The following is a 20,179-nucleotide window of genomic DNA, read 5'->3' as shown; positions in this document are numbered from 1 at the left end:
CGCCCATTGCACGTCATTCCGGCGCAGGCCGGAATCTCTTAAGGTGTGCATAGTCGGTTAGGGATGCCGGATCAAATCCGGCATGACGGTTACTGTGGGTTAGAAATGCCGAGGTAAGTCCGGCATGACGAGAGGGGTTGGTATGACGTTATTAGGGGGCAGATTAAATCGCTACTATGCGCGATCTAAAGCGTAAAGGTGTCTTTGGCTTCGGCATGAATCAAAAAAGGTAACACGGTTTCAAACAGTGTTTCGGTTTCCCATTCTGTGTCACTGACTCGAGTGACTATCTGGGTTGTCATCACGTGATCTTGTCCTACCGTTAGTGCCAGACGCCCGCCTAAATTTAATTTTTGTTTGTAAGCTTCCGGAACACTGGCAACGGCCCCTGTTAGAAAAATCACATCATAATGCTTGCCATCGTCCCAGTTTTGAGCGGCATCGCCTTGTTCAAAATGGATATTGTCAAACGCTTTTAAACGTGTTTTTGCGGTTTCTTGTAAAGCAGGAAAAATTTCCACTGTCGTGACCTCTTGAGCGCTTTTGGCCAATAGGGCGGTGGTGTAACCTGACCCGGTTCCGACTTCCAATACGCTTTCATTTTCGGCGGTGTCCAAGGCTTGTAAAATGCGTGCTTCAATTCTGGGAGGCAGCATGGTTTGCCCTTCGCCAATGGGCAGTTCAATATCACTGTAAGCAAGCGCTTGCTGTGATTCGGCCACAAACTCATGGCGTGGCGTCGACATGAACAAGTCGAGTACTTTAGGGTCTAATACGTCCCAAGGGCGTATTTGTTGCTCTACCATGTTAAAGCGTGCTTGTTCATAGTTCATTGTTTCGTTCCTTTTAGGTTCTTATTTTATTGGCCAATGTCTCTGTATGGATCGGCGTTGCATTAAGCCATTCACCGGTTTGGGGTGTGAATAAAAATGGCTTGCCAAAAAAATAGGCGCTTAATTATAGCTGAATTTTATCGTGAAAAACAGGTTAATAGATTGTGCCTGTTGTGAAGCAATTCAAGAAGCAGAGCGGTTTGAGATGTGCCAGCTTAAGAAGCTTACTTTAAGCCTTTATTCTAAAAAACAGCCAGGCCAGGCTGTTTTTGTTAGTGATGGTTCAAAAAGTTGTCTTTAAGGGCTTTGTGTGGGGTTAGAGAGTTGCTCATTGTTTTTGAAAAAGGTATATTTTCTTGGGTTGCTGAGTTTGCGTCAAAGCCGTGAATATTGTTAAGGTTTTTGGAATGAGGTGTGTTAGCGTGGCAACGGTTAAAAAGTTAATTCTGTTCTGGTCAATTGAAAGGAATTTGATGACGTGTCAGCAGTTCAAGACGTTCAAGAAAAAAAACAAGCAAAGCCCAATGTCAGTCGAGTTATTTTAGAAAGATTAAAAGTATTGGATGATTTGCCACGCTTCCCTAATGCCTTGATGAAATTAGAGCAGATGCTCTCTTCGAATAAGGATGTTCATTTAGATGAGGTGGCCGCTTTAGTGGCACAGGACCCGCGTTTAACCGCCGGTATTATTGGTGCGGTTAATTCTGCGCGTTATTCGCCTGGTTATAATATTACCAACATCGAAGAAGCGGTTCAGCGTCTTGGCACTCAGGATGTGCGAATGATGGCGCACGCTATTAATTACCAATCGACGGTTAAAACCAAACCGCCTTTCAGTGAAAAAGAATTTATGCGGCATGCCATGCTGTCGGCTTTTATTGCACAGGCGTTGGCAAAAGCGGTTCACTTTGATCAGGGAGAAGCCTTTTTATGTGGCTTGATGCATGATATTGGAGCGTATCTACTGGCAATAGAAAGTCGTGAGAAGTATAAACAAGTAATTCAAGAGTCTGCAGGGGATGCGGCTTTTTATGTACAAGCTGAACAGTCTGTTTTTGGGACGAACCATGCTGTCTTAGGTGGGCGTTTATTGCAACAATGGCGTTTTCCGAAAGAGGTGGTGATGGGCGTTGCCATGCATCATGCACCGCATGCTGCGCCGGAAGAATTTCAAAATTACGCGTATTTAACGTATTTAGCGGAACAGGGCGCTTTCTTTGGTGGGCTCACCAATGGCGTTGTGACGCATAAAGGGGATGTTCCGACCGATACTTTATTGAATGGATTGGAATATTTTGGATTACCCCTTGAGCACTATAATGACTTGGTGCTTAGTGCGGCAGAATGGGCAAAAGAATCGAGTTTAATTTAAGTATGAAGCACGTCTTATGAAACAAGCTGTATCAAACCATAAAGTGACCAGTGCCGATGTGATTGATGCACTGGCAGAGGTAAAGCGCTTACCCAGTTTTTCCAAAATGTTGACGGAATTTGATCGTCTGGTTGATCAACCAGAAGGCACGCATGTGGATGAAGTGGCAGATTTATTGAAGTCCGACCCACGAATGATGGCCGGGGTGATTAAAACTGCCAATAGTGCAAAATACGCCCCTTCAGGTAAAAGGGTAACCGAAGTTGCCAAGGCGGTTTATTTGCTGGGTGTTAACGATGTTCGCATTATGATTGTGGCGTTGAGTTTCTTAGACATGTGCCAAAGCAAAGTGCCGTTGAATGAGACGGATTTTTTGAAACATTCGATGGTTTCGGCTTTTATTGCGCAGTCGTTAGCGCCTTATTTTAAGGTGAATGAGTATGAAGCTTTCTTGATGGGGCTGTTGCATGATATCGGCGTTTTTATTTTAGCGACCTATTCGGAGGCGGGGATTAAAGAGGTTGAAAAAAATTCTTTAGGGCGCGCAACACATTTAGTGTCAGCAGAAAGAAACATTTTTGGGGTATCTCATGCGAGTGTCGGGGCGAGAATTATTCAAAACTGGGAATGGCCGCAATCTATAGTGATGGGGGTGTTGGGTCACAATTCCCCTGAGCGTATTGAAAGGGCGTTTCAAAAAAATGCTTATTTAACGCTGTTAGCGGAAGCCGGCGCTTTTTATTTAGGGGTTTCCAATGGGTTGGTGGTGTCAGAAACCGGTATGTTGGGTGAGCGCTCCTTAGCAGTTTTGAAAAGAATTGATTTGTCAGAGGCGGATTTTAAGGGAATGATTGAGAAGGCTTTGGAAGATGCCGCTCAAACGGGCCTGTTCTAGTCGGTGATTTGAAGCCCTAAACGCGTTACTTTGACAGGGTTTCAGAACTTTGATATTCTGAATTTGATTGATAATTCTTTTTAATCAATACGTTAGTGTTTTTGAATGAACGCTTTAATGCGTAAAGGCGGTTGCAATGTTGAATAAATTTTTTATTTTAAGCTCGGTTCTTTTTTTATCGTTTCAAGTACAAGCGGCCCACGACCTTGATGTTAAAATCACAGAAAAACTGGCTGAAGTGACCGTCAAGCATAATGGACAGCCTGTGACCATTATGCGTAATCAAGATCAGCAGAATCAAATAGATGAAGATTTTGCTTTAACCTCGCGCGCTTGCCCGCCTTTTTGTTTACAGCCGATGAACTTATTGCCGGGCGTGAAAACGATTGGTGAGTTGGAAATGTTGGACTTTCTAAAACGAAAAGCGGCCGGGGATGATTCGATTTTAATCATTGATTCTCGAACGCCGGATTGGGTCGCGAAAGGAACGATTCCGAGTGCCACCAATATTCCATGGACAAAGTTGTTTCCTCAATCGTCTAGTTTTGAACCGCTTGAGGTGGAAGGGATTTTAACCTTTCAGTTTGGAGCGTCGGTTGTCGATAATATTTGGGATTTTTCGCATGCCAAAACGCTGGTGATGTTCTGTAATGGGCCTTGGTGCGGTCAGTCACCCACCAATATCAAAGCACTGGTGAGTATGGGGTATCCCGCGCACAAAATTTATTGGTATCGAGGCGGTATGCAAGCATGGCATGCCGCGGGTCTAACGACGGTCAGTCCGTAGCCTTTCTAATAACGTGTTGATAAGCCAAGTAAACCTATCGATAAAAAGCTTAATAAGGCCGCTTAAATAGCCTAATAAAATTAAATTATTATTGGGCTGTTATGCTATAATTTTTTGCTTCGTGAAAAAGTTGATCGCCGTGGCCTTACAAAGGCTGCCTGTCGCTGAGAGAGCTCAAGGCATTAAATGCCTCTTTGAGTTTTGTTTAAACCTGTTTAAAGATATAAAGAGTAGTTAAATCATATGCCTATCATTACCTTGCCGGATGGCTCGAAAAGAGCGTTTGAAGATGCCGTTACTGTCATGCAAGTTGCTTCCGATATCGGAGCAGGATTGGCCAAAGCAACGATCGCCGGTCGTGTGAATGGTCAATTAAAAGATGCGAGTGATTTAATTACGGATGATGCTGAATTACAGCTTATTACGCTGAAAGATGAAGATGGCTTACATATTATGCGCCACTCGTGTGCGCATTTGCTCGGTCATGCGCTGAAACAGCTTTACCCAGCAGCCAAAATGGCGATTGGACCTGTCGTTGAAAATGGTTTTTACTACGATATCGACCTGGAAGAGAAGATTACCCCGGAAGATTTGAAAAAAATCGAACAACGCATGAAAGAGCTTGCGAAAACAAAATATGAAGTCATTAAAGAAATGACGCCACGAGCTGAAGCATTAGCTACTTTCAAAGAACGCCAGGAAGACTATAAGATTGAGTTGATTGAAGACATGCCAGATGAAACAGCATTTGGTTTGTATCATCATCAAGAATACATTGATATGTGTCGTGGCCCACATGTGCCTCATATGGGTTTTATTAAAGCCTTTAAATTGACGCATGTGGCTGGTGCTTATTGGCGCGGCAGCTCAGATAATAAAATGCTACAACGTATCTACGGTGTCGCATTTGCAGACAAACAAGAATTAAAAGATTACTTGCATATGATGGAAGAAGCTGAAAAGCGTGACCATCGTAAGCTAGGGAAGCAGTTGGATTTGTTTCATGTTGATGAATTGGCGCCTGGAATGGCATTTTGGCATCCTAAAGGGTCAACACTGTATCGTGTGGTTGAAAACTATATGCGTCAGCAGTTGGTAGAGAATGATTACCAGGAAATTCGTACGCCGTTAATTATGGACCGTACTTTATGGGAAAAATCAGGCCACTGGGATAAGTTCAAAGACAATATGTTTACCACGGAAACAGAAAACCGTGATTATGCCGTTAAGCCAATGAACTGTCCGGGGCATATTCAGGTGTATAACCATAACTTGAGTAGTTACCGTGATCTGCCGATTCGTTTGGCTGAGTTTGGTTTGGTGCACAGAAATGAACCGTCCGGAACTTTGCATGGTTTGATGCGTGTGCGGTCATTTACGCAAGATGATGCGCATATTTTCTGTACACCAGAACAAATTAAAGAAGAAGTTCAAGCGTGTATTGATCTTGTTTTTAACACTTATGCTGATTTCGGGTTTGATAATATTCAAGTGAAATTCTCAACACGTCCTGAACAGCGCGTGGGGGAAGATGATGTTTGGGATTTGGCAGAAGAAGCGCTTGAGCAGACATTAAAAGACGCAAATTTAGAATATGCGTTGCAGCCAGGCGAAGGGGCGTTTTATGGCCCTAAAATCGAGTTTCAATTAAAAGACTGTATTGGTCGAGTTTGGCAGTGTGGCACGATCCAGCTAGACTTCTCGATGACGCAAGAAGAGCGTTTGAATGCGGTTTATATTGGAGCCGATAATGAAAAACATCATCCTGTAATGATTCACCGAGCGATTCTGGGATCATTGGAAAGATTTGTCGGTATTCTGGTTGAGCATTACGAAGGAAAGTTCCCGACTTGGTTAGCGCCGACTCAACTTGTTATTGCATCGATTGCCGATGTGCATAACGAATATGTTGCCGAATTCGCTAAAAAATTGAAAAAACAGGGGTTTAGAGTTGAATCGGACTTGAGAAATGAGAAGGTTGGGTTTAAAATTCGCGAACATACTTTACAGCGTGTGCCATACATTTTAGTCGTCGGTGACCAAGAAATGGAAAATGGTACCGTGAATGTACGAGCCCGTGGGGGTGAAAACTTAGGCAGCTTCTCATTTGAAGAATTGATCGATTTACTGTCTGAGGACATTTCCCATTTGGGTCGTATTGTTGAATCATAGTTTTTTATTAATCAGGAGATAAAGCTATCGCAGTTAGAAGAGGTCGTGGAAGACCGCAACAACCAGAAGCACCTAAGGATAATATCAACGGAAATATTTCTGCTAAAGAAGTTCGCTTAATTGATGCGGACGGAGAGCAAAGAGGGGTTGTTTCAATTGAAGAGGCCTTAGACGTCGCGAAAGAAGCCGAGTTGGACTTAGTTGAAATCTCTGCAAAGTCTAGCCCACCTGTTTGTCGCATTATGGACTATGGTAAATATGTTTACCAACAGCAAAAAAAGAAACATGAAGCGAAGAAAAAACAAAAACAGGTTCAGGTAAAAGAAGTTAAATTCCGTCCAGGAACTGAGCAGGGTGATTACGATGTTAAGATGCGTAATCTAATGAAGTTCTTGGAAAATGGCGATCGCGTTAAGGTCACTATCTGGTTTAGAGGGCGTGAAATCACGCATAAAGAACTGGGTATGAAAATGTTAGAACGAGTACGTGATGACATTCAGGAAGTTGCGACTGTTGAGCAAATGCCGAAGATGGAAGGGCGTCAACTTCAAATGATGGTTGCGCCAATCAAAAAACAATAAATTTCAATAAAGAGAGTTTTGATTACAAAACTGCCTTTTAGAATCTTGACCCTCAAGTAAAAAAGGGAAAAAACAATAACTGGGGTGGTCTTGAAAAAGTCATTACCGGTGCAGCTCTTCAGTGCTGTTTATTGTTAAGCGTTTTAAATCGTGTTGATTTAAGACATCGTCAAAACTGATGATAATCTCGGGAGACTGGGGTTATCTGGAATGGAGTTTTAGCAATGCCTAAGATGAAAACAAATAAAAGTGCTCAAAAGCGCTTTAAAAAAACCGGTTCAGGCCGTTTTAAGTGTAAGCAATCGCATCTTCGTCATATCTTGACCAAGAAATCAACTAAGCGTAAGCGTCATTTACGTGCTGCAAGCATGATTCATGATAACGATGTGGCAATGGTTCGCCGCATGCTTCCATACGCGTAAGGAGATTGACTGATGGCAAGAGTAAAAAGAGGCGTAATTGCACGCAAAAGACATAACAAAGTATTAAAGCAAGCAAAAGGGTATTACGGAGCTCGTAAAAAGATTTTCCGTGTAGCTAAGCAAGCTGTAATCAAAGCTGGTCAATATGCTTATCGTGACCGTCGTAACAAAAAACGTCAATTCCGTCGTCTATGGATTGCACGTATTAATGCGGCAGCACGTCTAAATGGTATGACATATAGCCGTTTCATTTCTGGTTTGAATAAAGCTGGTGTTGAAGTGGATCGTAAAGTTTTATCTGATATCGCTGTTCATGACGCAGCTGCATTCTCTACAATTGTAGAAAAAGCAAAGGCAGCATTAGCATAGATATTGTCTAAAGCATTTCAAGGAGCTTTGGAAGGATTCAAAACTGCTTAAAATGTGTTCATTAGCTTTCTTAGAAAGCTTTTGAGCAGGTTTTGGGTAAGTTGATTCACTCTAGAGCTCCTTTTTTATTTTTAAAATCACTTCCTTGAGTGACGTTAAAAATAACAAATACAGAGTAGGTTGGTTGATTCTCATAAGCCAACACCGTTTACCTTCACGTGTAACCGATGATCTCTGACATATCTCAATTTAAATATTTAAAGGTCTTTTAGATCATGCAAGAAAAACTGCAAGCTATTGTTGCGCAAGCAAAAGAAACCATTCACTCGGTTTCTGAGCTGGTGCATCTCGATGAGATTCGTGTTCAGTACCTTGGTAAAAAAGGGGAACTGACTGCGATGATGAAAACGCTTGGGCAGCTCTCTGCTGAAGAACGCCCTAAAGCTGGACAGATCATTAATGAAGCGAAACAGTCGGTTCAAACCTTTTTATCTGAAAAGAAAGCCGAGCTCGAAGAGTCTATTTTAGCCGCGAAGCTAGCTGGAGAAACCATCGATGTTTCTCTGCCTGGAAGAGGCTTGGATACTGGCGGATTACATCCCGTGACGCGTACTTTGCGCCGTATTGAAACAATCTTTTCCAAGGCTGGTTTTGATGTGGCGACTGGACCAGAAATTGAAGATGACTGGCACAATTTTGAAGCACTCAATATTCCTGAAACGCATCCTGCTCGTGCGATGCATGATACTTTTTACTTTGATGAAAGTACTGTTTTAAGAACGCATACTTCGGGTGTTCAGATTCGTACGATGGAAGATCAGGATGCACCGATGCGAGTTATCGCTCCAGGACGCGTGTATCGTTGTGATTCAGACCAAACCCATACACCGATGTTCCATCAGGTTGAAGGGTTGATTATTGAAGAGAATGCCAGTTTTGCACAGCTTAGAACTTTAATTATCGAATTTTTACGTCAATTCTTTGAAGATGAGAACCTAAAAGTACGTTTTAGACCTTCTTATTTCCCGTTTACAGAACCCTCTGCTGAAGTCGATATCGCTACCAATTTATTTGGCGATGGTCGTTGGATTGAAGTATTGGGTTGTGGCATGGTGCACCCGAATGTACTTAAAAATGTCGACGTGGATTCAGAAAAATATACCGGGTTGGCATTTGGATTAGGTGTTGAGCGTTTAGCAATGCTTCGTTATGGCGTGACGGATTTACGCCAGTTCTTTGAAAATGATTTACGTTTCTTAAAACAGTTCAAATAATTACCAGGCCTGGCGAGATAAAATATGAAAGTAAGTGAAAGTTGGTTAAGAGAATGGGTGAATCCTGAGTGGGATACAAACACCTTAGCAGAAGAATTGAGTTTAGCGGGCTTGGAAGTTGACGGGATTGAGCCTGTTGCGCCTGCCTTTACCCATGTCGTGGTCGCAAAAGTCATTTCAGTTGAAAAGCATCCTGACGCTGACAAGTTGAATGTCACTCAAGTGGATATCGGTGCAGATGAGCCCGTTCAAATTGTGTGTGGCGCAAAAAATGTTGTCGCTGGTATGAAAGCGTGTTGCGCAACAGTGGGTGCGGTATTGCCAGGTGATTTTAAAATTAAGAAAGCCAAGTTGCGCGGAGTGCCTTCAAACGGCATGCTATGTGGTGCAAATGAGCTAGGACTGCCGGATGATGGTGTCGATGGTTTGCATGTTTTGCCGGATGATGCCCCTGTCGGAACCGATTTACGCGAATATTTAGATTTAAATGATCAAGTAATTGATGTCGATTTAACGCCAAACCGTGCTGATTGTTTGAGCATTGCGGGGGTGGCTAGAGATGTTGCTGCCATTGGTCATGTTGCGTTTAAACAACCTTTTGAGAATGTCATTACGGATAAATCTGGTGATTGCCCTCAAGTGATTGATATAGCGGATGCGCATGCTTGTCCTAAATATTTAGGGTGTATTGTTGAGGATTACAATACTTTTGCACAGACACCTATATGGATGAAGCAGCGCCTCGAAAGAGCTGGTGTTTCTCCTAAAAATCTAACAGTTGATATCACTAACTATGTGATGTTGGAGCTAGGGCAACCAATGCATGCGTTTGATGCAGATAAGTTAAAAGGCAACATTCAAGTTCGAATGGCTCGCCCTGACGAAAAGCTGATGACTTTGGAGGAAAAAGAACTGTCTTTGACAGCTGATACGTTAGTGATTGCCGATGATAATGGTCCGGTAGCGTTAGCCGGTATTATGGGCGGGTTGGATTCTGCGGTTTCTGATACCACCTCTCGACTCTTTTTTGAGTGCGCGCACTTTGCCCCTTTGAATATTATTGGTAAAGCACGTCAATACGGTTTGCATACGGATTCTTCTCACCGCTTTGAAAGAGGTGTAGATGCTTTCTTACCTGAAAAAGCGCTTGAACGTGCTTTGCAATTATTTAGCGAGATTGCGGGTGGGCGTATTTCAAATATCGTCTCAGCCACCAATGAATTAGGACTGCATCAGCCGAAAGCGATTCAGTTGCGCCCTGAGCGGATTGTTAAGTTATTAGGTGTTGAGATCGATGATGCAGAAGTTGAAGGTATTTTCGAACGATTACATTTTAGTATAGAAAAAAATGCTTCCGGTTGGGCTTTGACTGCGCCAACATATCGTTTTGATATGGAAATTGAGGCAGACTTGATTGAAGAAGTTGGCCGTGTGTTTGGGTATAACAATTTACCTGAAACGGAAGTTCAGGCTCCGATGCGCTTGCCGACTTTACCTGAGTCTGAGCAAGAATTGTATTTGGTCCGTAAAGCCTTAGTCAATCGTGGGTTCCATGAAGTGATCACTTACTCATTTGTAGAAGAGAAGCTGCAACAGAAAATGGTGCCTGAAATCCCACATATTTGTTTACAGAACCCGATTTCGGATGATATGAAAGCCATGAGAACTACATTGTTCCCGGGGCTTTTACAAACCATTTCTTATAACCAGAAACGCCAGCAAAGCCGAATTCGTATTTTTGAATCAGGTTTAGTGTTTACTCGCCACAATGAACAGACACAGCAAACGCCAATGATTGGCGGCGCGATTGTCGGAGACTTAAATCCTGCGAACTGGTCTGGTGAAAACCGTCCGGTTGATTTTTATGATTTAAAGGGGGATGTGGAAACCTTGTTGGCGATGAGCCATGTTCAAGACAAAGTGCGGTTTGAAGCGTGTGAATTTACGATTTTCCATCCTGGACAATCTGCAGCATTGGTGTTGAATGGTAAGACGGTTGGTTTAATGGGGCAACTACACCCAGGCCTGGTTAAATCTGCCGGCGTTTCAGGCAAAGTTTATTTGTTCCAAATGGACCTGGCAACCATTATGGAAACAAAGGTGCCGGCTGCTCAACCTATATCCAAATTTCCAGAAGTGCAAAGAGATTTGGCTTTTGTTGTGGATGCTACGCTACCGGTTCAAGCATTATTAGATGCGATCAACAACGTCCAGTCCGATATTTTAAATGTGGTTGAGGTTTTTGATATCTATCAAGGTGAAGGGATTGATGAGGCGCAAAAAAGCATTGCGTTGACGCTTAAGATCCAACACCAGGATCGCACCTTGCAAGATGAAGAAGTCGATCAACTCGTTGATCAGGTTATCTTAAACGCAAAAGAGCGTGTTAAAGCGGAATTACGTTAAATAACACGCTTGCTTTTAGCGGTACTTGATTCTAAGTTTAATGAAAAAAGAATAAGAGAAAAGGGAAGTCACATGGCATTAACGAAAGCAGATATTGCAGAAACCTTGTCTGATAAATTTGGTTTTAATAAGCGCGAATCGAAAGAATTGGTTGAACAATTTTACGATGAAATGTCTGAAGTACTGGTCAAAGGGGAGCAAATCAAGCTTTCTGGTTTTGGCAATTTCGAACTGAAAGATAAGAGTGCCCGTCCAGGAAGAAATCCTAGAACGGGAGAAGATGTTCCCATTTCTGCTCGAAGAGTGGTAACATTTAAGCCTGGACAAAAACTACGAGCTCAAATTGATAACTATGGTACAGCCTAAATCTTTTGATTCTCAAAAGCAGTTAGAAATTGATTTGCCGGATAAAAAATATTTTACTATCGGCGAAGTCAGTGAGTTTTGCCAATTAAAATCTCATGTGTTGCGCTATTGGGAACAGGTTTTTCCGCAGCTCCAGCCAAATAAACGGCGTGGTAGACGGTATTATCAGAAGCGCGATGTACAGTTGGTCTTTGAAATAAAATCCTTGTTGCATGAACAGGGCTTTACCATTCCTGGTGCGAAAGCACGCTTGAATAAAGCAGATGGAGTGGTGGAGGATACAGCCGCCACTGAATCAGAAGGGGCTTTAAAGACGCTACGTCAAATTCGTTCAGAACTAAATGAATTTCAAACCTATATCAGCCAGCGGTATTAAATTTTTTTTAAAACCTTAAGACGGTGTTCGTCTATTTTCTTTCCATGAATTCATCATCATCTTCTTCTGGGGCGGTTTCAGGATATTTCAAACGCCAGACTCGGATAAATTTCTCATCGTCCAATCGTTGTTGTAACAAGGTCAAAGCCGCAATATATTGATCAATATACATGTAGTTCTGTTTTTTCAAACTTTGCCAAAGATGGCGGTATTTTTTCGGCAGGAAATCACGAAAATGCGGAATGAGTCCTTCTTCTGTTTCAGTTTCTTTAATGCGTCGCATAATATCAAGCCGGGCTTGGTATTTGAACTTTTGTTCATATTGATCAATCATTTTACCAATAACAAATAAGATGCCTGCCGATAGAATAAAGCTGATAATAAAATGATCCGTCAGAAAAGTCCCTAATAAGGTAAAGATAACCAAAAGGATGGCGGTCACGGGCATGGTCAAGACAAACAACCATGCATTGTTGCCTTTTAATTCATTAGTGCGCTGTTCTATATCAAAATCGTCCACATCGACAGCATGTAGTCGTTCCAACATTTCTTCTGCTGTTGGGGTTTGTGGTTCAAGTGGAATATCTTCTTGAAGCGCTTCATCTTGGTCGTTTGTTTTATCTGCCATAATTTACTTAGACCCTTTTTTAGGTGTGCAGTTCATCTTACATTTTAGCGTGTGACGGGTATTGTCTTCTAAGCAATAAGCGGTTAATTCCCCCCCCCATAAACAGCCGGTATCAGTTGAATGGATATTGTAAGCATCTAATGCGCCTAAAGTTGACCAGTGTCCAAAAAAAATTTCATAATCTTTGTTTTGTCGATTCGGGTGGCTGAACCACGGTTGGTATTTCGTTTGGTCATTTGGCTTGGGAGACATTTTTTGTTTAAAGTCTAATTTTCCTTTACTGTTACAGTATCGCATACGAGCAAAAGCATTCACAATATAACGGACGCGTTCCCAACCATCCAGTGTATCTGACCACTGTTTCGCATCAGAGCCAAATAAATGATGTTTAATGGCATCTTGCCATGAATCGGACTGTAAGACTGTTTCAACCTCTGCGGCACGCTCTAATGCTTCGGTGATCGACCATTGCGGTGGAATGCCTGCATGAACCATCGCGATAGGTAAAAAGTCATGTTTAATCATTAGGGGCTGGTGTCTTAGCCAGTTGATTAACTCTTCTGAATTGGGGGCTTGTAGAATATCAGTCAGCGTATCCGATTTAGATACATACGTTTCTAATCCAGCATAAGCTGCGAGTAAATGGAAATCATGGTTTCCTAACACCATTTGTGCTTTATCTTGTTCTTGCAGCTGTTTGACAAACTCTAGGCAAGCGAGTGATTTAGGACCTCGATTGACGATATCTCCTGCAAACCATAAAAAATCGGTATTTTCATTGTATTGGAGTTGCGTTAATAAAGCTTGAAGCTCATCAAAGCAGCCTTGTAAATCTCCAATAACATAGTTTGCCATAGTATTAAGCCTGTTCCTTATGATAGATATTCGCCAATGCAACGAACGATTCAATAGATACCTTTTCTGCTCGTACAGAAGGGTTCAAGCCGCAAGCTTCTATTTGTTCATCATTCAAGAAGCCTTTCAGGTTATTTCGCAAGGTTTTACGTTTTTGTGAAAAAGCCTGTTTGACCAGTTTGGCAAAATCTTTATCGTCTATTGCCTGGAAAGGTCTTTTCTGAAAAGGTCTTAAACGGACAATAGCAGAGTCCACTTTGGGGGGTGGGGTGAAATTTTCAGGCCCTACGGTCAATAAGTATTCTGTTTCACACGTGTATTGAATCATAACGCTGAGACGACCATAGGCCTTGATGCCTGGCTGAGCAGTCATACGCTCAACCACTTCTTTTTGTAACATGAAGTGCATGTCTTGGATATGGCGTGCGTACTTTAACAAGTGAAACAACAGCGGGCTGGAAATGTTGTAAGGTAAATTTCCAACAATGCGTAAATAGGCATTGTCTTTTTCAATTAACTGACTGTAGTCAAACGTTAACGCATCGGTATGATGAAGATTGAAAGCAGGGTTCTGTCCAAACCGTCGGGTAAGGGGGGCGATCAAGTCGTTGTCAATTTCAATAATATCCAGCTTTTGCACAATATCTAAAAGAGGGCCGGTTAAAGCTGCTTCTCCAGGGCCGATTTCTACTAGATGTTGATCTGATTTTGGCGCAATGGCGGCGATAATCTGTTGAATGACTCGGTCATTATTCAGGAAATTCTGCCCAAACCGTTTTTTGTGTTGATGTTTTGCCATCGTGTTTAGGTATCCTTTCCGGTCATTTCAATTGCTACATCGAGTGCATAGTGAAAACTATTAATATCAGCCTGGCCTGTACCGGCCAAGTTAAGCGCCGTCCCATGGTCGACTGATGTTCGAATAAAAGGTAGGCCTAGTGTAATGTTCACGGCATTGCCAAAGCCGACGTATTTTAAAACGGGCAGTCCTTGGTCATGATACATGGCTAAAAACGCATCTCCTATTTCCAGATTGCTTGGACTGAAAATCGTATCTGCAGGAAGAGGCCCCACTAAATCCATGCCTTCAGATCGCAATTTTTCCATGACAGGAGTAATGGTTTCAATTTCTTCTCGGCCTAAATGGCCATCTTCCCCTGCATGTGGGTTTAACCCCATGACGAAGATTTTGGGAGAAGGGATATTAAATTCATGCGTTAAGCTCTTATTCAGGATTCGAATAACGCTTTCTAACAGTTGCGGGGTAATGGCGTCAGGTATTTCTTTGAGTGGTAAGTGAGTGGTCACTAAAGGAACTCTTAATCCTGGTGTAGCTAACATCATCACCACTTGATCGGTATGGGTTGCTTCCGCCAGTAATTCGGTATGCCCAGTAAACTTTAAGCCTGCCTGGTTGATAATGCCTTTATGGATCGGGCCAGTAACCATTGCATCAAAGGTTTGGTTTTGACACAAGTCGATAGCCGTATGGAGCATTTGAAGCACATATTCCGCATTCTCTACATCCAATTGACCTGGAATAACTCGGGCATTCAAGGGAATTTCAATGACTTTGAGTTCACCCGCTTGGTTGGCACTGGGCGGTTGGGTTGGGTCGAATGTTGTTAGTTTTATTGAAAGCCCTATCTGAGCAGCCCGCTCTTCTAACAGAACTTTATTGGCAATCACAACCCACTCATAATCCCAATTTTGTTGAGCTAATTGAATGACTTGTTCCGGGCCAATGCCAGCGGGTTCACCTGATGTAATGACTAGACGATGCATGGTAAAAAAATTCCTTATCTTCAATTAATGGGCAGCGAATACTTAATTTGAGAGAGACTCTTCATGGCTCAGCTGCTTTTTCATGATTTCAGGATCATCTAGTCGAATGTCGATTAAAGCTTCATCTTTCAGTCGGCGTAACCAGATCTCATAGGTTTCATTCGCCTTTTTCATGCGCAATGTTTGCATGGCTTGCTTGCGTTTATCCTTTAAGGAAAGGTCTTGATTACGAATACCATCTAAGAAGAGGATTACCCATCCTTTTTCAGTGGCAAAAGGCTTAGCCGCATGGCCGGGTTGAATGTTAGCAATTGCTTGAAAATATTCTGGTTGCATTTCTTTTTCAGTCTGCCAGCCTAAGTTGCCATTGGCATTCACCGAGGCCGGAATATCCGAATATTTTTCATTGAGTTGCTTGAACGACTCTAAACTCGTCAAGCTTTGTGCTAGCTGAACCAATGTCGAACTCGGTTGTTGCTTTTTTTGCGCATCTTCGGATAAAAGAATAAAGCGGTAAAGATGGTACTGTTTAACAATTTGGCTGTTTTTATTACGCTTGCCTTGCAGCTGGATAATATGAAAGCCGACGGGGCTTCGAATGATATCACTAGTCTGACCCTGTTCCAGTTGGTTCACGGCATCGCTAAAGAAAGTCGGAATTTGATCGGTTCCTAGCCATCCCAAATCACCGCCTTGCAGAGCTTTGCTTCCTTCTGAATAACGAACGGCCATTTGACTAAAATCTTCGCCAGAACGAATTTTTTGTAAAATCTCTTCAGCTTTTTGTCGAGAAGCATCACGTTGGGCTGGGGTAGCTGATTCTGGCAGACTCACCATGATATGACCAAGGCGGTACTCGGTATCACTCTGTACGAGCGCTTGTCGCTGAATAAAGTTTGAGACTTCATCTTCCGTCACTTGCGTTTTAGAGAGGACTTCGACCTCACGCAATTTTTGAAAAAGCATTTGTTGTCGAATTCGTTCGCGAAAGTTTTCAAATCCATTCTGTTGAGACATGTTTAAGCGGTCTCTCAGTTCGATGACGGTCAAGTTGTTCTGTTTGGCAATTTCTTGAATTTGAGTAAAGAGTTCGTCATCGGCTATCTTGATGCCCAGCTGGTTAATTCGTTGTAGCTGTAAACGTTCTAAAATAATTTTGTCTAAAACTTTTGATGCGAGCTCATCGGGGTTAGTGACCGGAATGTTGCGAGCCTGTAAATCTTGTTTTGCAAGACTGACTTCTTTATCCAATTCACTTTTTAAAATAATGTTGTCATTGACGACGGCAACAACACGATCGAGCAATTTCTCTTGGGGGGCAGACCAAGCAAAAAAAGGCGTGAGAATAAAAAGAAGACTGATCAGTTTGAATACATTTGAAGGGGTAAGGTTTTTCATAAATAAAATAGTTTCGCCTAGATCTATATTGTTAGGATAATTCAATGAACGTTGCTTTGCTATTGTTACGCTTGAAGCTCGGCTTGTCAAAAATCGATTAAAAATTCAGTTTATTATTTAAATATTTTTTAAATGGTGTTCCGACAGAACTGAGCCCTTTAAATTCGATTAAATATTGGATGCTGTAATTATACAGGCCGTTATCGAGTTCAGTTTCTTTAATTGACAGCTCTGACGCCCAGCAGCAACTGTCATAGCGTAACGCATTTTGAATTTCGGTTTTACGCTCTTGAGTAAAGTTATAGTTGATATAACTGCCAAATGCCCACTTGTCATTGATTTGCCAGTTTAACCCGGCCGCCACGTTTTCTTGCTCTCCAGGTAAGTTGTTATTGGTGACGGTATTTGTCATTAAAAATTTAAAGCTAGGAGAGAGGTCGTATTTTAAACGATTATTCGCATTTGTTAGCTCGTAATTGTGATAGGAATATTGGCTGGTGGAAGCAAACTGGAAAGGCCCTGCAGTCATGCCCAGTTTGATAAAGTAGTCTGAAACATGTGCCGTATTTTGATTCAATTCTGTCTGGGTTGGTGTGTTATTTAGCGTGACTTTTCGATCATCTAAGTAAAAGATTTGTCCGATACCGGCTTCTGCAACAGGGCGACCATCTTGCTTTAAAAAACGAGTGGTTAAGGCCGCTGATACCTGGTTGGTATCACCAATACGGTCCATTCCCGAAAAGCGGTTGTAGCTGAACAGATTGCTGAAATCTAAGCTTTTATAAACCGTATCAAATAAAGGGATTTGAGATTGTTTTTGATACGGCACATAAAGATATTGTAACTCTGGCTCCAGTGTTTGAACCATGGCAAAATCACCAAGCGTTAAGTCCTTTTCAAATACGAGTCCACCTCTTAAAGCGTATTGAGCGACATTAATACTATGTTCCGAGCTTCCAGTATTGTTAAAGCCGTTGTCTTGCATGAAGTAATTGACTTTGTTGGCGACAATTTCCGCTTTCAAGTTGCCATAAGGTTTGAGAAGAGTGTATTGCGCGGAAGGCGACAGTACGGTTCTCAAAGCTTCCGGCTTGGTGTGGCCGGTGGTTGAAATTTGAAACTCGGTGGATTCGGCGGCCAGATTGATGCTGGTGTTTTGCAAAGCTTCTGACTGGAATGGATGAAAGTAGTTTAGCGTGATTTCAGGCCGCTTTTCATAATTGTAGGGCGCCGTATCTCTTAAACGTAAGTAGTCTAATAATTGAACACCTGCTTGCAAATTGCCTTTTGCATAATTGAGGTTGGCATAACGGGGTGTATAAGACACTGTGTCTAAAGTTGATTCTACCGGGATATCCGTATAAAAGTATTTATCCGATACCTCATGCCATAAGATGTTACTCGACACGCCTGACCCCCAGTGTTGATTGGCGATTAATTTACCACGCCAGCGTTGGTCGATTTTTTCGCCATAAGCCGGTTGTCCACTGGCGTCGATATAACTTAAGCCTTCTTTTTGGGTGATCTGGTCATTTAATCCAGTCAAGGTCAGTTCTGCATTATGATTCGGTTTTAAATATCGAAATTCATTCTCAACCACCCAGCCTCGGTCTTGCATTTTAAGAACGGTTAAGGTGTCATCATAGTTTGGTGCCAGATTAAAATAATAAGGGACCGCAACGTAGTTTTCCGCTGTTTCGCGTGTCAGAGAACGATAACTCCCGATGGTTGGAAATAAGAACCCACTCGCTCGCTCGTCCATCGGAAAATCAATATAAGGGGTGTAAAAAACGGGAATGGTTTGAAAATACAGCAGCGTATTGTATCCGTAGATGCGGCGACGATCATTATCGATGTCCAGCTGACCAAACTTAAGCTCCCAGTCATATTTGGTGTCGGTGACGACATTGCCATTGCGAGCCTGCCAACTGTATTCTACTATCGGGCAGGTGGTGTAGGTTGCATCATCCAGTTGGGCAAATTGTGTTTTCTGATTGATGTCGACTTGCTTGGCGGTACCGTGCGAGCGATTGGCGACAAACTGATATTTAGTGTCATTAATTTGAGCGGTTTTGGCTTGTTGGTCGATCCGTGCCGAGCGTCCGGTAACGATTAAATTTTTGCGGTGGAGCTGAACTTGGCCGAATATATTTGCTTCTTGTGTTTGACGGTTAAGACGAACATTATGGGATAAAACAACCAGGCCTGGCTGTTTTAAGACGACATTTCCTGTCAGCTTATAAGTAACGGCATTGGGTTGTTGTAACGTATCAGATTGAGCAGAACTTAATGAAGCCTCATTTGGAATGTTTTGAGGTGGTGCAATCCAATTGGGCAAGCACTCGGGCTTGGTTAGTGTCGTATTCAGTGGCATGATTGTGCCATTCGCTGCCGCATTCGCAAACTGCGGCCCCAATAAAATGAAGCATAACAAAAGTGGCAAAAATGAATGAGTGCGAATTGACATCCAGCTTTAAATCGTGAATTATGAATAATTTAGGTATTTTACCTGAAAGAACTAGGATAAGTTACCTTTCAACCATTAAAATATGACATCCATTTTCTCTGAAACTGCGATGGTTTTTAAACAAACGGTCACCCAAGAATTGAGACAACAACATGACTGAACGATTTCAGCAATTAGTAAGCTGGTTAAATACCTGTAAATTTTTAGAAAATACCGATTATACCCAACCGGAACCGGCTTCCAATGATGCCAGTTTTAGGCGGTATTACCGCATTTCGGTCACCCCGAATTCCGGTCAGTCTTTTACGGTGATTATTATGGATGCCCCGCCCGAGCATGAAGATTGCGAGCCATTTGTACGTATTGCCAATCAGTTAAGTCAAATGGGGTTAACCGTTCCGGATGTTTTGGAAAAGAACTTGCAGCAAGGGTTTTTGCTGTTGAAAGATTTAGGCAATGAAACCTATTTATCTCGTTTAACAGAACAGTCTGCTGAAACATTGTATCGGGATGCCTTGCAAGCTTTAGTAACGCTTCAAAAGAAAGGTAAGGCAGATGCAAAAACGTTGCCTGATTACAGCGTCGATTTATTAACGACCGAAATGAATCTATTTATCGATTGGTTATTGACCAAACACCTGGATATTGGTTTATCAGCATCTGAAAAACAAGACTGGCTTAAATTACAAAAACACTTAAGTGATTCTGCTCATAATCAGCCGCAAGCTTATGTGCATCGTGACTACCATAGTCGAAATTTAATGGTGATGTCAGAAGGCAATCCTGGGATTTTAGATTTTCAGGACGCTGTTAAAGGGCCGTTGACGTATGATGCTGTTTCCATGTTGCGGGATTGTTATATTACCTGGCCAAAAGAACAAGTCACGGAATGGCAGCGTGAGTATTTTTTGTTATTAACCAAAGCCAATATGCTTTCAAAGAATGACTGGTCTGGGTTTGTGAAGGCAATGGATTTAATGGGAATTCAACGCCATCTAAAAGCTTCCGGCATTTTTGCGCGTTTATATCATCGTGATGGAAAGGATGGGTATTTAAATGATATTCCAACCACATTGAATTATCTGTATGACGTTGGACAGCATTACCCAGAAATGAGGTCATTGGTGCGTTTGTTAGAGTCTAAAGTATTGCCCGCGATGGAGAGAGGCGTTTAGGTGGAAAAAAAAGCACTT

At 42.3% G+C, this 20,179-nt stretch carries 19 protein-coding genes; 12 read left to right on the top strand and 7 right to left on the bottom strand.

All coding sequences use genetic code 11. The features are described from left to right. Positions 1–185: 185 nt before the first annotated feature. On the bottom strand, positions 186–833 hold the full coding sequence (locus tag P8629_RS04350; RefSeq protein WP_278164815.1) for a protein-L-isoaspartate O-methyltransferase family protein: 648 nt from the start codon (positions 831–833) through the stop codon (positions 186–188). A 478-nt stretch (positions 834–1,311) separates the two neighbouring features. On the opposite strand from P8629_RS04350, the gene P8629_RS04345 reads away from it, so the two are divergent. The 11 genes from P8629_RS04345 to P8629_RS04295 all read left to right on the top strand — a co-directional run bounded on the left by P8629_RS04345 (position 1,312) and on the right by P8629_RS04295 (position 11,853). Further along, positions 1,312–2,205, top strand: a complete 894-nt coding sequence (locus P8629_RS04345) for an HDOD domain-containing protein (protein WP_278164813.1) — start codon at positions 1,312–1,314, stop codon at positions 2,203–2,205. Between the two features lie 16 nt (positions 2,206–2,221). Continuing rightward, positions 2,222–3,100, top strand: a complete 879-nt coding sequence (locus P8629_RS04340) for an HDOD domain-containing protein (RefSeq protein WP_278164812.1) — start codon at positions 2,222–2,224, stop codon at positions 3,098–3,100. 136 nt (positions 3,101–3,236) lie between these two features. Beyond that, a complete protein-coding gene (locus P8629_RS04335; protein WP_278164810.1) occupies positions 3,237–3,887 on the top strand; it encodes a rhodanese-like domain-containing protein in 651 nt (216 codons plus the stop codon). Between the two features lie 243 nt (positions 3,888–4,130). Further along, positions 4,131–6,059 (top strand): threonine--tRNA ligase, encoded by a 1,929-nt coding sequence (gene thrS, locus P8629_RS04330; protein WP_278164808.1) that lies wholly within the window; start codon positions 4,131–4,133, stop codon positions 6,057–6,059. Positions 6,060–6,085: 26 nt separating this feature from the next. Next, complete coding sequence (gene infC / locus P8629_RS04325; protein WP_278165018.1) at positions 6,086–6,640, top strand: translation initiation factor IF-3; 555 nt, start codon at positions 6,086–6,088, stop codon at positions 6,638–6,640. A gap of 224 nt (positions 6,641–6,864) precedes the next feature. After that, positions 6,865–7,062, top strand: a complete 198-nt coding sequence (rpmI, locus tag P8629_RS04320) for a 50S ribosomal protein L35 (protein WP_011371086.1) — start codon at positions 6,865–6,867, stop codon at positions 7,060–7,062. A 12-nt stretch (positions 7,063–7,074) separates the two neighbouring features. Beyond that, the gene (gene rplT / locus P8629_RS04315; protein ID WP_278164801.1) at positions 7,075–7,431 is read left to right on the top strand and encodes a 50S ribosomal protein L20; all 357 of its coding nucleotides are present in this window, start codon (positions 7,075–7,077) and stop codon (positions 7,429–7,431) included. Between the two features lie 275 nt (positions 7,432–7,706). Further along, complete coding sequence (pheS, locus tag P8629_RS04310; protein ID WP_278164799.1) at positions 7,707–8,705, top strand: phenylalanine--tRNA ligase subunit alpha; 999 nt, start codon at positions 7,707–7,709, stop codon at positions 8,703–8,705. A 24-nt stretch (positions 8,706–8,729) separates the two neighbouring features. Next, on the top strand, positions 8,730–11,111 hold the full coding sequence (gene pheT / locus P8629_RS04305) for a phenylalanine--tRNA ligase subunit beta (RefSeq protein WP_278164798.1): 2,382 nt from the start codon (positions 8,730–8,732) through the stop codon (positions 11,109–11,111). Positions 11,112–11,183: 72 nt separating this feature from the next. Further along, positions 11,184–11,477 carry an integration host factor subunit alpha gene (locus P8629_RS04300; protein WP_011371082.1) on the top strand — a complete coding sequence of 98 codons (294 nt, stop codon included), beginning with the start codon at positions 11,184–11,186 and terminating at the stop codon, positions 11,475–11,477. Next, entirely contained in the window at positions 11,464–11,853 is a 390-nt protein-coding gene (locus tag P8629_RS04295) for a MerR family transcriptional regulator (RefSeq protein WP_278164795.1), read from the top strand. Before P8629_RS04300 ends, P8629_RS04295 begins: the two co-directional genes overlap by 14 nt. A 31-nt stretch (positions 11,854–11,884) precedes the next feature. Here the strand turns inward: P8629_RS04295 and P8629_RS04290 are convergent, their stop codons facing one another. From P8629_RS04290 to P8629_RS04265, 6 genes are all read right to left on the bottom strand, one after another. Next, a complete protein-coding gene (locus P8629_RS04290) occupies positions 11,885–12,481 on the bottom strand; it encodes a hypothetical protein (protein ID WP_278164793.1) in 597 nt (198 codons plus the stop codon). A 3-nt stretch (positions 12,482–12,484) separates the two neighbouring features. Beyond that, on the bottom strand, positions 12,485–13,336 hold the full coding sequence (locus tag P8629_RS04285; protein WP_278164791.1) for a symmetrical bis(5'-nucleosyl)-tetraphosphatase: 852 nt from the start codon (positions 13,334–13,336) through the stop codon (positions 12,485–12,487). A gap of 4 nt (positions 13,337–13,340) precedes the next feature. Further along, a complete protein-coding gene (gene rsmA, locus P8629_RS04280) occupies positions 13,341–14,135 on the bottom strand; it encodes a 16S rRNA (adenine(1518)-N(6)/adenine(1519)-N(6))-dimethyltransferase RsmA (protein WP_278164789.1) in 795 nt (264 codons plus the stop codon). A gap of 5 nt (positions 14,136–14,140) precedes the next feature. Next, positions 14,141–15,121 carry a 4-hydroxythreonine-4-phosphate dehydrogenase PdxA gene (gene pdxA, locus P8629_RS04275; RefSeq protein ID WP_278164787.1) on the bottom strand — a complete coding sequence of 327 codons (981 nt, stop codon included), beginning with the start codon at positions 15,119–15,121 and terminating at the stop codon, positions 14,141–14,143. A gap of 42 nt (positions 15,122–15,163) precedes the next feature. Next, positions 15,164–16,519 (bottom strand): peptidylprolyl isomerase, encoded by a 1,356-nt coding sequence (locus tag P8629_RS04270; RefSeq protein ID WP_278164785.1) that lies wholly within the window; start codon positions 16,517–16,519, stop codon positions 15,164–15,166. A gap of 97 nt (positions 16,520–16,616) precedes the next feature. Further along, a complete protein-coding gene (locus P8629_RS04265; protein ID WP_278164783.1) occupies positions 16,617–18,986 on the bottom strand; it encodes an LPS-assembly protein LptD in 2,370 nt (789 codons plus the stop codon). Positions 18,987–19,138: 152 nt separating this feature from the next. Here P8629_RS04265 and P8629_RS04260 point away from each other — a divergent pair, with 152 nt between their 5' ends. Beyond that, a complete protein-coding gene (locus P8629_RS04260; protein WP_278164777.1) occupies positions 19,139–20,161 on the top strand; it encodes an aminoglycoside phosphotransferase family protein in 1,023 nt (340 codons plus the stop codon). The last annotated feature ends 18 nt before the right edge of the window (positions 20,162–20,179 follow it).

This window comes from Hydrogenovibrio sp. 3SP14C1 (genome assembly GCF_029625905.1).
Taxonomy (GTDB): Bacteria; Pseudomonadota; Gammaproteobacteria; order Thiomicrospirales; family Thiomicrospiraceae; genus Hydrogenovibrio.
This window is presented reverse-complemented; position numbering and strand designations above follow the sequence as displayed.